Source organism: Streptomyces sp. N50 (assembly GCF_033335955.1).
Classification (GTDB): domain Bacteria; phylum Actinomycetota; class Actinomycetes; order Streptomycetales; family Streptomycetaceae; genus Streptomyces.
In genome coordinates, this window is record NZ_CP137549.1 from 2,140,509 (window position 1) to 2,152,677 (window position 12,169).

Here is a 12,169-nt window from a genome sequence, read left to right on the forward strand (position 1 = left end):
CACGGCGGTGAGCGTACCGGGCGCACCCGCCGCAGAGCGAAGTGAGGTGCGGGGCCCGTTGTCCTGCTGGCCCTGGTTCCCGGACTGGGAGGTGATCATGGTCACGGATCGGTTCCTGGCTGTTGCGCTGATCAGGGCGTGAAGGTCACGGGCAGATTCGCGGCCTTCGCCCCGGTGGGCGGGACCTGGAGGGTCTTGAGGGCGAACTCCATCACCTGCTTGTAGATCGGTCCGCAGATCTGACCGCCGAAGTAGCTTCCGCTGGTGGCGTTCTGGATCGCGCAGTAGACGGTGATGCGGGGGTTGTCGGCGGGCGCGAACCCGGCGAACGACGAGGTGTAGCCCTTGTACTTGCCGGTGGCCGGATCCACGCGGTTGGCGGTACCGGTCTTGCCCGCCACCCGGTACCCGGGAATCGCGGCCTTACCGCCCGTGCCCTGCTCGTCGTCCACCACGGACTCCAGCATCTGGGCGAGGGTCTTCGCCGTCTTCGCACTGATGACCCGGGTCTTCTTGGGCGTCGCCGCGGGCGTGAAGCGGCCGTCGGGCCCCTTCGTGCCGCGCACCAGGGTGGGCTCGACGCGGACTCCGCCGTTGGCGACCGTCGAGTACACGGAGGCCGCCTGGAGGGCGTTGAGGGACATGCCCTGGCCGAAAGGAATCGTGTACTGCTGCGAGGTCGACCACTTGTCGGCGGGCGCGAGGATGCCCTTGGTCTCGCCGGGGAAGTTCAGCCCGCTGTAGCTGCCGATGCCGAACTTGCGCAGATACGAGTACAGGACCTGGTTGGCCTCGGGCTGGGTCTTGCCGAGCTGGCCGGCCGCCTCGATGGTCCCGATGTTGCTGGACTTGGCGAGGACGCCGTTCAGCGTCAGGTTCCAGGTCGCGTGGTCCACGTCGTCCTGGAAGAGCCGGTCGCCCCGGTGCAGCCGGTTCGGCACGACGACATGCGTCAGCGGGGTGGCCGCGTTCTCCTGGAGCACGGCGGCCATCGTCATGACCTTGGCGGTGGAGCCGGGTTCGTAGGCGTCCTGGACGGCCGCGTTGCCCAGGGAGGCCGCGTTGGCCTGCGCGAGGTCGTTCGGGTCGAAGCCGGGCGCGTTGGCCATGGCGAGGATCTCGCCGGTGCGGGTGTCCTGCACTATCACGTACCCGCGGTCCGCCTTGGACTTCTTCACCTGCTCGGTGATGGCGTTCTGCGCGGCCCACTGGATGTCGCGGTCGATCGTCAGCTCCACGTCGGAACCGGGCACCGCCGGCGTCTCCGTGGAGCCCGCAGTGGGCACCTGGAGGCCGCCGGACTGGGCGTAGCGGACCTTGCCGTCCTTGCCGGTGAGGTCCTTGTTCAGCTGCTGCTCGACCCCGCCGCCGCCCTTGCCGTCGGCGTTGACCCAGCCCAGTATCCCGGCGGCGAGATCGCCGTTCGGGTACACGCGCCTGGTGGTGGGGACGGCGAGGACACCGGCGATGACATTGACCGTGGTCGGGTCGGTCGAGGCCTTCGTGTTCAGCGCGCTCTTCAGGTCCTTGATCTGCTTCCAGACCTGCGGGGTCTGCCGGTTGGCGAGCACCACGTAGCGCAGGTTCTTGTTCGCGGGCCTGAGCTTCTTGACGAGGGAGGCCTGGTCCACGCCGAGGATCGGGGCGAGGAGCGCGGCCGCCTGCTCGGGCCCGTCATCGATCTTGAGCTGCTTGCGGGTGAACAGCGTCGGGTCGGCGGTGATCGTGTACGCGTCCACGCTGGTCGCCAGCGCCACCCCGGAGCGGTCGGTGATCTCACCGCGCTCGGCGGCCAGGACGTAGTCGACGTACCGGTTCTGCGCGGCCTTGGCGGCGTACGCGCTCGCGTCGACCGCCTGCACCTGCAGCAGCCGTACGACGAACGCGATCAGGACGAGGGTCAGCGCGAGGCTGATCATGCGCAGCCGGGGGCGCGGGCTGCCGAGCCGGAGGGAGCGGGGGCCCGCCGGGCGGCCGGAGGATTGCGCCGAGGGCGGAGGAGATGCCGGGCGGCGGGCCGGGCGGGCACCGGGCCCGGGGCGGCGCCGGGGGGCGTTACCGCCCTCGGGGCGTTCGGGCCTGGCCGGTCCTGGCACTCGGCGGCGCGGCGGTTCCCTGTCGGACACTTCCGTCACCTGCCGGGGGTTGTCGGGGTGGAGGACTGTGCTGTGGATGACTGCGCGGTGGAGGTACGGGTTGTAGCGGTCTGGGTCGCGGCGGGCTGTCCGGGCCGGGTCGCCACCGGGGTGGCCGCGGGAGCCGGTGCCGGTACGACGGCCGTGGGAACCGGGCTCGAACTGGGGCTCGGGACCGGCCTGCTGACGAGTGCTTCGGGGGCGAGGACCGCCGGTGTGCTCACGGTCTTCGCGGCTGCCTGCTCCGGGACACCCTTCACGGTGCCGTCCGGGTCGAGGAAGGCGGGGTCCCCGCCGGGCACCATGCCCAGCTCGTGGGCGCGGCGCTGGAGGGCGTCGGGGGCGGAGTAGGCGTCCACGTCCCGCTGGAGGGCCTGCTCCTCGTCGGTGAGGCTCTTGGTCTGCTTCTGGAGGTCGTCCAGCTTGAACTGCCCTTCGCTGAGCGCGGAGTTCAGCACGAGCAGCGCGATCAGGCCGCCGCCCAGGAGGAGCACGACAAGGAGGACGAACGGGGTACGGGCCGCCTGGATCCCGCCTGTCTGCGCGGGCCCGGTCGGGAAGAGCCGCGCGAAACGGGCAGCCCTGCCCCTCAGTTCGGGTTTCCTACTCACTCACGCCCCCCGAGTTGGAATATCAAACCCACATGCCGCTCGCGGCGAACGGACCCGTTGCCTCACCCGATGTCCTCCCTGATGCGCTGAGCCCCCCGCAGCCGCGCGGGTGCCGCTCGCCGGTTCTCGGCGACCTCTTCCTCGGTGGGAAGTTCGGCACCGCGCGTCAGGAGCTTGAGCCGGGGCTGGTACTGCTCGGGCACGACAGGCAGCCCAGGAGGCGCGGTGTTGGCGGCTCCGGCCGCGAACACCTGCTTGACCAGGCGGTCTTCGAGCGAGTGGTACGACAGGACGGCGATCCGGCCGCCCACGGCAAGGGACTTCACCGCGGCGGGGATCGCGCTCTCCAGGACGGACAGTTCGCCGTTGACCTCGATGCGCAGCGCCTGGAAGGTGCGCTTGGCCGGGTTGCCGCCGGTGCGCTTGGCGGCCTGCGGCAGCGAGTCGCGGATCAGCTCGACGAGCCGCGCGCTGTTGCTGAACGGCTCCTTGTCACGCTCCCGTACGACCGCGGAGACGATTCGCTTGGCCTGCTTCTCCTCGCCGTACGCCCGCAGGATGCGGACGAGTTCGCCGGGCGCGTAGGTGTTGAGGACCTCGGCGGCGCTGATGCCGGTCGTCTGGTCCATGCGCATGTCGAGGGGGGCGTCCTGGGCGTAGGCGAAGCCGCGGTCGGCCTCGTCGAGCTGCATGGAGGAGACGCCGAGGTCGAACAGGACGCCCTCCACGCGCGGGATGCCCAGGCGGTCCAGTACGTCGGGCAGTTCGTCGTAGACGGCGTGCACGAGGGTGGCCCTGTCCCCGAAGGGGGCGAGGCGCTCGCCGGAGAGGCGCAGGGCCTCCTTGTCGCGGTCGAGGGCGACGAGGCGGGCCTCGGGGAACTGGGTCAGCAGGGCCTCGCTGTGGCCGCCGAGGCCGAGCGTGCAGTCGACGACGACCGCGCCCGGCCGCTCCAGCGCGGGGGCCAACATGTCCAGGCACCGCTGGAGCATCACCGGGACGTGTCGACTCTGGCTCAAGGGGCCCTCTCAGATCCGGCAGGGCCGTACGCACCGCCGGGTCCCCGCCCGCGGGTGAAGGGGAAGCCTGCCGGCGCCGAAAGCGTCAGCCGACCGGGAGCGGGAGGAGGCCGAGCCGTACGTACGCGCCGCGCACGTGGGGAGAATCCGGAAGGTCGCCGGCGTCTCCGGGAAAAGTCCAGCAGGGAGAGCCTCGCCTCCCGCTTCGCGCAACTTTAGTCCACGCTGTCTCACGGTCAATCAACCGGCCTGCGCGTCGCGGGCCCGGGTGCGTGCGAAGCGTCAAAACGGGAAGAATCACCCGGCCGGGTGCACCCCCGCCACCCGTGTGGGTTACCTCACAAGAGGACGCAATGACGCTCTTTTTCCCGTCCCGCACCAAGACCGCACCGCCGGTGACCAGTACCGTCATAGGTATGACGACCTCCGCATCCGTACCCACAGAGTCCGAAGGCGCCATAACCGACGGCGGGACCGTGACGGACCGCCTCGTCGAGGCCAACGGGCGGTACGCCGCCGCCTTCACCGATCCCGGGATGGACGCCCGTCCCGTTCTGCAGGTGGCCGTGGTCGCCTGCATGGACGCCCGTCTCGACCTGCACGCCGCGCTCGGCCTGGAACTGGGCGACTGCCACACCATCCGCAACGCGGGCGGTGTGGTCACCGACGACGTGATCCGCTCCCTCACCATCAGCCAGCGGGCGCTCGGCACCCGCAGTGTCGTTCTCATCCACCACACCGGCTGCGGCCTGGAGTCCCTCACCGAGGAGTTCCGGCACGACCTGGAGATGGAGGTCGGCCAGCGCCCCGCCTGGGCGGTGGAGGCCTTCCGGGACGTCGAGCAGGACGTACGGCAGTCCATGCAGCGTGTGCGCACCTCGCCGTTCCTGCTGCACACTGATGACGTGCGCGGCTTCGTCTTCGACGTGAAGTCGGGTCTGCTGCGCGAGATCGACCCCGCCTGACGCACCCGCCCGCCCCGAAACTTCGAAAAGTTCGCCCCTCGGACCGCCCAAAAGGTCGTAAGACCCGACAAAGCGAAGGCAGTTGTCCACAGGCGAGTGACACGAACCGGTAACGGCAACAAGAATGCGGGTGTGGCGTCGCGCGGAACTTTTTCCGCGCGGTGTCCGTGTTTCGGGGTGGGCCGGTCCGCAGTGCGTGCGCCGGCCCATGGAAAGAACGGGCCGAGGAGGGCCGGGTGACGACCTATGACGATCGAGCGAGCCTTACAGATCTGACCGCCACTGTGGAGCGAGTCCGCAGTTCGGTGGAAGGAGTGATCGAGGGCAAGCCCGAGGTCGTACGGCTTTCGCTGACCGTGCTGCTCGCCGAGGGACATCTTCTGATCGAGGACGTTCCGGGTGTGGGCAAGACAATGCTGGCCAAGGCGCTGGCGCGGTCGATCGACTGTTCGGTGCGGCGAATCCAGTTCACGCCCGACCTGCTGCCCTCGGACATCACCGGTGTGTCCATCTGGGACCAGCAGCAGCGGGACTTCGAGTTCAAACCGGGCGCGATCTTCGCCCAGATCGTGATCGGCGACGAGATCAACCGCGCCTCGCCGAAGACCCAGTCCGCACTCCTGGAGTCCATGGAGGAGCGGCAGGTCACCATCGACGGCCAGACCTACGAGCTGCCCAGCCCCTTCATGGTGGTCGCCACGCAGAACCCGGTCGAGATGGAGGGCACCTATCCGCTGCCCGAGGCCCAGCGCGACCGCTTCATGGCCCGGGTCTCCATCGGCTATCCCAGCGCGGAGGCCGAGCTGCAGATGCTGGACATCCACGGCGGGGTCAGCCCGCTGGACGACCTCCAGCCCGTGGCCCACGCGCACGACATCGTCAAGCTGGTCGAGGCGGTCCGGGGCGTCCATGTCGCCGACCCGGTGCGCAGGTACGCGGTGGACCTGGTCTCCGCCACGCGCAACCACCCCGATCTCAGACTCGGCGCCTCCCCGCGCGCGACGCTGCACCTGCTGCGCGCGGCGAAGGCCTCCGCAGCCCTGAGCGGCCGTGAGTACGCCCTGCCGGACGACATCCAGGCGCTCGCGGTCGCGGTCCTGGCGCACCGCCTGCTGCCCACCGCACAGGCCCAGCTGAACCGTCGTACGGCGGAGCAGGTCGTCCAGGAGATCCTCCAGCGCACCCCCGTGCCCTCGGCGCCGGCCCCGCAGAGCGGCCTGGGTCTCGGTGGGTACGGGCAGCAGCAGCCCCGGAGGCTGTGATGTCCACCGGGGAGGCGGAGACCGACCGGGACGAGAAGGGCGGTGTCCGTACGGCCCTGGCCGGGCTGACGACCCGTGGACGTTCCTTCCTGGCCGCCGGTATCGCCGCCGCGGTCTGCGCGTACGTCCTGGGGCAGAGCGATCTGCTCCGGGTCGGACTGCTGCTGGCCGTGCTGCCCCTGGTCTGCGCGACCGTGCTCTACCGCACCCGCTACCGGGTCGCGGGCAGCCGCCGGCTCTCCCCCGCGCGCGTGCCCGCCGGCAGCGAGGCCCGCGTCCATCTCCGGATGGACAACGTCTCGCGGCTGCCCACGGGCCTGCTGATGCTCCAGGACCGGGTGCCGTACGTGCTCGGCCCGCGCCCCCGCTTCGTCCTGGACCGGGTCGAGGCGGGCGGCCGGCGCGAGGTGTCCTACCGGGTCCGCTCCGACCTGCGCGGCCGCTACCCCCTGGGCCCGCTCCAGCTCCGCCTGACGGACCCCTTCGGGATGTGCGAACTGACCCGCTCCTTCTCGACCTTCGACACCCTCACGGTCATCCCGCGCGTGGAGGCCCTCCCCCCGGTCCGCCTCAGCGGCGAGGCCAAGGGCTACGGCGACGGCCGCAACCGCTCGCTGGCCCTGGCGGGCGAGGACGACGTGATCCCGCGCGGTTACCGCTACGGCGACGACCTGCGCCGCGTGCACTGGCGCTCCACCGCGCGCTACGGCGAGCTGATGGTGCGCCGCGAGGAGCAGCCCCAGCGCGCCCGCTGCACGGTTCTGCTCGACACCCGGGGCATCGCCTTCGCGGGCCAGGGCCCGGACTCCGCCTTCGAGTGGGCCGTCTCCGGCGCCGCCTCCGTCCTGGTGCACATGCTGGAACGGGGCTTCTCCGTACGGCTGTTGAGCGACACCGGCAACTCGGTGCCGGGCCAGGACGCCGACGGCTTCGCGGGCGCGAGCCAGGAGTCGGCGGACGCGGCCGGGCTGATGATGGACACCCTCGCGGTGATCGACCACTCGGACGGCTCGGGCCTGTCCCGCGCCTACGACGTCCTGCGCAGCGGGAACGAAGGGCTGCTGGTGGCCTTCTTCGGCGACCTCGACGAGGAACAGGCCGCCGTGGTCGCGCGGATGCGCCAGCGCAGCGGGGGCGCCCTCGCCTTCGTGCTGGACAGCGACGGCTGGGTGCGTGAGTCGACCGATGTCCCCGGACCCGGGGACGAGCCCGAGGAGCGGCTGCGGATGCTGCGCGACGCGGGCTGGACCGCTGTGGGCGTGCCGCGCGGCGCGTCCCTGACCGATCTGTGGCAACAGGCCGACCGGGAGCGCAACGGCATCACCGCGACCGGCCTCGGGGAGGGATGGGCATGAGCGGGCGCGCACGACTGGCGATCTGCGCCTGGGTGGCCACACTGCTGGCGTCCTGCGCGATGCTGCCCCTGGTCTCCCCGGCGACCTGGATCATCCAGGCCGCCTTCATGCTGGCGATCCAGACCGGCGTCGGCGCGGCGACCCGGCGGGTGCCGCTGGCCCGGCCGCTGACCGTCGCGGCGCAGGCCCTGGTCACCCTGCTGATGCTGACCCTGGTCTTCGCGCACGCGCAGGCCCTCGCCGGGTTCGTCCCGGGCCCCGAGGCCTTCCAGCACTTCGCCGACCTGCTGCGGGAGGGTTCCGACGACGTCTCCCGGTACGCGATCCCGGCACCGCTGCACGACGGCATCCGGCTGATGCTCATCGGCGGTGTCCTGGTGATCGGCCTCGCGGTGGACACGCTCGCGGTCACCTTCCGCAGCGCGGCCCCGGCCGGACTGCCGCTCCTCGCGCTGTACTCGGTCGCCGCCGGGCTGTCCGAGAGCAGTGTCAGCTGGCTGTGGTTCCTGCTCGCAGCCGCCGGCTACCTCATGCTCCTGCTGGCCGAGGGCCGGGACCGGCTCGCCCAGTGGGGCCGCGTCTTCGGCGGAGCACCGCGTACCACCCCCGGCTCGGAGTCCTCGGGCCCGCTCGCCCCGGTCCGCACCGGGCGGCGGATCGGCGCGGTCGCGATGGCCATCGCCCTGCTGCCGCTGCCCACCATCTCGGGCGGCCTGCTGGACGCGGCCGGGACCGGCGTGGGCTCGGGCAACGGAAGCGGCGGCACGATCTCCGCGGTCAACCCGCTGGTCTCGCTGCGCGACAGCCTGAACGTGGACGAGAACCGCCAGGTCCTGTCCGTGCGCACCAACACGAACGACATCTCGGACATGTATCTGCGGATCGTGTCCCTGGACGACTTCGACGGCACCACCTGGAAGCCGTCCCAGCGGCACATCCAGGGCGTGCCGAACCAGTTCCCCACCCCGACCGGCCTCGGCGCCGACATCAAGCGCTCGGAGATCCAGACCCGGATCTCGGCCGCGGACTGGTACGCCCAGGACTGGCTGCCGATGCCCTACCCGCCCAGCCACGTAAGCATCGACGGCAGCTGGCGCTACGAGCCCGTGGGCATGACGGTCGTGGGCGACCACGGCCAGAACACGCGCGGTGCGACCTACACGGTCAACAGCCTGGACGTACAGCCGACCGCGGAGCAGCTGGCCTCGGCACCGGAGCCGTCGGCGACGCTGCGGAACCAGTACACGAAGGTGCCGAAGTCGCTGCCCGCGGTGGTGGCCGACACGGCCCGCAAGGTCACCGCGGGCTCGACCAGTCACTACGAGGAGGCGGTCAAGCTCCAGGACTACTTCGCGGTGACCGGCGGCTTCCAGTACGACACCCAGGTGGACGTCGGCACCGGCCGCGACGCGATCGCCAAGTTCCTGAAGGACAAGCAGGGCTTCTGCGTCCACTTCTCCTTCGCGATGGCGGCGATGGCCCGCACCCTGGGCATCCCGGCCCGGGTCGCGGTGGGCTTCGCCCCGGGCACCCCGGAGGCGGACGGCACGGTGTCCGTGGGCCTGAAGGACGCACACGCCTGGCCCGAGCTGTACTTCGAGGGCGTGGGCTGGACCCGCTTCGAGCCGACCCCCAACCGGGGCTCGGTGCCGTCGTACACCCAGTCGACCACCCCCGGCAGCGACGTCCCGGACCCGGCCCGCCCCTCGGCCTCGACGAGCACGGCGCCCTCCGCGGCCCCCTCGGCGAGCGAGAGCTGCACGACCCAGCTGCGGAAGCTGGACGCGTGCTCCAGCCAGGCCCCGGCGCTCGCGGCGGGCGGTGACCCGCGCGGCCCCTGGTGGTACGTGCAGATGGTGACGCTGGGCCTGGGCGCGCTCCTGCTGCTGACGATCCCCTTCTCTCCGATGCTGTGGCGGACCCGGATGCGGTCCGTACGGCTGGGCGCGCACGGTCGCACGGAGTCCGAGGCGGCCCTCCACACGCTGGCCGTGTGGGAGGAACTGACCGATACCGCCTGGGACTTCGGGATCTCGCCCGACGATTCGCTGACCCCCCGCAGAGCGGCGGCGCGGATCGTGGACCTCGGACATCTCGACCCGCCGTCGGCCGCCTCGGTGCACCGGGTGGCGGACGCCGTGGAGCAGGTCCTGTACGCGCCCCGGCCACAGCTCGCGGCGGGGCTGGCACAGGACGTGCGGCGGGTGGTCGTCGGGTTCCAGGACACGGCCGGCCGCTCCACGCGGCTGCGCGCACTGGTCGCCCCGCGCTCGACCGTCCGGGTGGTGTGGGCGCTGTCGGCCTGGCGGACGTCGGTGACGACACGGGCGGCGGCACTGCGGCCGACCCTGCGCAAGCCGTCCGGACAGCAGGGCTAGGGCATACAGGGGCCAGGGCATACGGGAGGGGGTGACCACCGGTCGGTGGTCACCCCCTCACTCGTCTTCGAGGAGCGCCGCGTGTGCTGCTTCCGCGGGGCCGGGTGCCTGCTACTGGCCGCCCTGTTGCTCGTCGCGGCGGCGCTGCCAGCGCTGCTCGATACGATCCATCACCGAGCGCCGCTGCCGTCCCTGGCTGCGGGCCTGCGGAGCGCCTGCGGCGGGCTGTTCGCCAGGCTTGGGGGCCTTGCGCCAACCGGTCACGGCGAGAACCGCACAGCCCAGCATGACGAGGAATCCCACCACGCTGACCCAAATCTGCAGCGTGACCATGCCGGCGATGAGGAGCGCGATACCTACGAGGAAGCCGGCCACTGCTTGGTAGACCCGTCGCCGGGTGTACGTGCGCAGGCCGCTTCCTTCGAGCGCTGTCGCGAACTTGGGGTCTTCGGCGTACAGCGCTCGCTCCATCTGCTCAAGCATTCGCTGCTCGTGCTCCGAGAGCGGCACGGAGTCCTCCTCATCGTGCAGTCGCCGGGGCGACCCGGGGGGTCCCTTCAGGATAGGCAGGGAATCGCCCCCGTGAAACCCGCCCCTCTACGCCAATTGGCCAACCGGAACCCGTCATGGCCGTTCCGACTCGCTGAGGCTTCCATTCCCCAGGAGCCGTCCCGTCATGCCGGGCGGTCTCCCTCGATCATACGGCGCCGGGCCCCCGATCGGGGGGCCTGTGGCGTACTCCATGTGCTGTCGAGCCCCTGATCAGGGGTCCGGCGCGGGAGGCCACTCACGCCTCGCGGGCACCCCGCGTCTCGCCGAGCACATGAAGCTGCGTGGCCACGGAGTGGAACGCGGGGAGCTCGGCCACCGCGGCCTCCAGCTTCAGCAGCGCGTCCAGGGCGCCGGGCTCGGTGTCCACGAGGACTCCGGGCACCAGGTCGGCGAAGACCCGCACCCCGTGCACGGCTCCGACATCCAGGCCCGCGCCCTCGACGAACGCGGCGAGCTGCTCGGCGGTGAAACGGTGCGGAACGGGATCGGCCTCGCCCCAGCGGCCGTTCGGGTCGTCGAGGGCCTGGCGGGCCTCCTTGAAGTGGCCGGCCAGGGCGCGCGCGAGCACGGCACCGCCGAGCCCCGCGGCGAGCAGGCTGAGGACGCCCTCGGGGCGCAGCGCGGCCACCACGGTGCGGACGCCCTCGGCGGGGTCGTCCACGTACTCCAGGACGCCGTGGCACAGCACCGCGTCGTAGCCGCCGCGCTCGACCACGTCGAAGAGGCCGTGCGCGTCGCCCTGGACGCCCTGCACGCGGTCGGCGACACCGGCCTCGGCGGCGCGGCGCTCCAGCGCGAACAGCGCGTTCGGGCTGGGGTCGACGACGGTGACGCGGTGCCCGAGGCGGGCGACGGGCACCGCGAAGTTGCCGCTGCCGCCTCCGGTGTCGAGGACGTCCAGCGCGTCCCGACCCGTGGCCTTGACCCGGCGGTCGAGGGCGTCCTGAAGGACGTCCCAGACCACGGCGGTACGGAGGGAGGCGCGGGGGCGGCTCGGGTCCGACACGGCAGTTGACTCCTCGGCGCGGCACCGCCTGTGCACGGCGGAGCGAACGGGCTGCCTCCTCCGCACCGGAAGGGGTGGAGGGAAGGCTTCAGGCGCCCTCCACCCTATTGCCTCCGGTGCCGTAGCTGGTCATGTGTCTCGCGGGGCGAGCACTGCCTAGGCGTCGCGCTGGAAGACTGGAAGAGCGGTGATGAGCCCGCGGGCCGGTGGGGGCTGGTCGCGCCGTTCCCCGCGCCCCTTTCGGGGCGCTGTACATCACCGGAGTTCGCCCGGGCGCCGTTTACCCTGCTCGATCCCCCGGTCGCTCCGGGTCCTGGCGTGGCTGGGGCAGGACCGGCTGGAGGACGAGCATGCGCTCGACCAGGCGCAGGAACATCGCCACGTCGCGGATGAGGTCGTCGGCGTCCCGGCGGGTCGCCGCGCCCTGGATGCCCGCCTCGGCCCGCGCGCGGCGCCGGGCGCCGGAGGCGAACAGGGCGCTCCACTCGGTGAGTTCGGGCGCTATCTCGGGGAGCACTTCCCAGGCGCTGCGGATACGGCCGCGGCGCCGGGCCGTGGGCTCCGGCTGGACGCGCGCGGCGAGGACTGCGGCGGCGGTGCGCAGGGCGGCCAGGTGGGCCGTCGCGTAGCGCTCGTTCGACGTCTCGAGGACGGCTGCCTCGTCCAGTCCGGCGCGGGCCTGGGCGAGGAGGTCGAGGGCGGCTGGTGGGGCCGTGGCCCGGCGGAGCACGGGGTGCACGTCGCTCGCCGGGCCGGTCAGTGAGGGGGCAGGGCCGGAGGCGCGGCGCCGACGGGCGGCGGCTGCGGACGAGTTGGCCATGACGAACCTCCTGTCGTCGTGTGACGGCACGCCCAGTCAGGTAGTGCCGTATGTGACCCATCGTGG

At 71.8% G+C, this 12,169-nt stretch carries 10 protein-coding genes; 4 read left to right on the forward strand and 6 right to left on the reverse strand.

All coding sequences use genetic code 11. The features are described 5' to 3' along the window. Nucleotides 1-131 precede the first annotated feature (131 nt). From R2B38_RS09195 to rsmH, 3 genes are all read right to left on the reverse strand, one after another. Nucleotides 132-2,126 (reverse strand): peptidoglycan D,D-transpeptidase FtsI family protein, encoded by a 1,995-nt coding sequence (locus tag R2B38_RS09195; protein ID WP_411978432.1) that lies wholly within the window; start codon nt 2,124-2,126, stop codon nt 132-134. Nucleotides 2,127-2,131: 5 nt separating this feature from the next. Beyond that, the gene (locus R2B38_RS09200) at nt 2,132-2,746 is read right to left on the reverse strand and encodes a septum formation initiator family protein (RefSeq protein WP_318015784.1); all 615 of its coding nucleotides are present in this window, start codon (nt 2,744-2,746) and stop codon (nt 2,132-2,134) included. A 62-nt stretch (nt 2,747-2,808) separates the two neighbouring features. After that, nucleotides 2,809-3,765 carry a 16S rRNA (cytosine(1402)-N(4))-methyltransferase RsmH gene (gene rsmH / locus R2B38_RS09205; RefSeq protein ID WP_318015785.1) on the reverse strand — a complete coding sequence of 319 codons (957 nt, stop codon included), beginning with the start codon at nt 3,763-3,765 and terminating at the stop codon, nt 2,809-2,811. A gap of 416 nt (nt 3,766-4,181) precedes the next feature. Here rsmH and R2B38_RS09210 point away from each other — a divergent pair, with 416 nt between their 5' ends. The 4 genes from R2B38_RS09210 (at nt 4,182) to R2B38_RS09225 (ending at nt 9,725) form a co-directional block, all read left to right on the forward strand. Next, on the forward strand, nt 4,182-4,730 hold the full coding sequence (locus tag R2B38_RS09210) for a beta-class carbonic anhydrase (protein ID WP_033284515.1): 549 nt from the start codon (nt 4,182-4,184) through the stop codon (nt 4,728-4,730). Between the two features lie 236 nt (nt 4,731-4,966). Continuing rightward, on the forward strand, nt 4,967-5,992 hold the full coding sequence (locus tag R2B38_RS09215) for an AAA family ATPase (RefSeq protein ID WP_318015786.1): 1,026 nt from the start codon (nt 4,967-4,969) through the stop codon (nt 5,990-5,992). Next, nucleotides 5,992-7,347 (forward strand): DUF58 domain-containing protein, encoded by a 1,356-nt coding sequence (locus tag R2B38_RS09220; RefSeq protein WP_033284452.1) that lies wholly within the window; start codon nt 5,992-5,994, stop codon nt 7,345-7,347. The genes R2B38_RS09215 and R2B38_RS09220 overlap by 1 nt, the downstream gene beginning before the upstream one ends. Continuing rightward, nucleotides 7,344-9,725 (forward strand): DUF3488 and transglutaminase-like domain-containing protein, encoded by a 2,382-nt coding sequence (locus tag R2B38_RS09225; RefSeq protein WP_318015787.1) that lies wholly within the window; start codon nt 7,344-7,346, stop codon nt 9,723-9,725. Before R2B38_RS09220 ends, R2B38_RS09225 begins: the two co-directional genes overlap by 4 nt. Before the next feature lie 111 nt (nt 9,726-9,836). Here the strand turns inward: R2B38_RS09225 and R2B38_RS09230 are convergent, their stop codons facing one another. The 3 genes from R2B38_RS09230 to R2B38_RS09240 form a co-directional block, all read right to left on the reverse strand. Then, the gene (locus tag R2B38_RS09230; RefSeq protein ID WP_033284450.1) at nt 9,837-10,235 is read right to left on the reverse strand and encodes a DUF3040 domain-containing protein; all 399 of its coding nucleotides are present in this window, start codon (nt 10,233-10,235) and stop codon (nt 9,837-9,839) included. Nucleotides 10,236-10,512: 277 nt separating this feature from the next. Continuing rightward, entirely contained in the window at nt 10,513-11,283 is a 771-nt protein-coding gene (locus tag R2B38_RS09235) for a methyltransferase (RefSeq protein ID WP_318015788.1), read from the reverse strand. 280 nt (nt 11,284-11,563) lie between these two features. Further along, nucleotides 11,564-12,103 carry an SAV_6107 family HEPN domain-containing protein gene (locus R2B38_RS09240; RefSeq protein WP_033284448.1) on the reverse strand — a complete coding sequence of 180 codons (540 nt, stop codon included), beginning with the start codon at nt 12,101-12,103 and terminating at the stop codon, nt 11,564-11,566. Nucleotides 12,104-12,169: the final 66 nt, after the last annotated feature.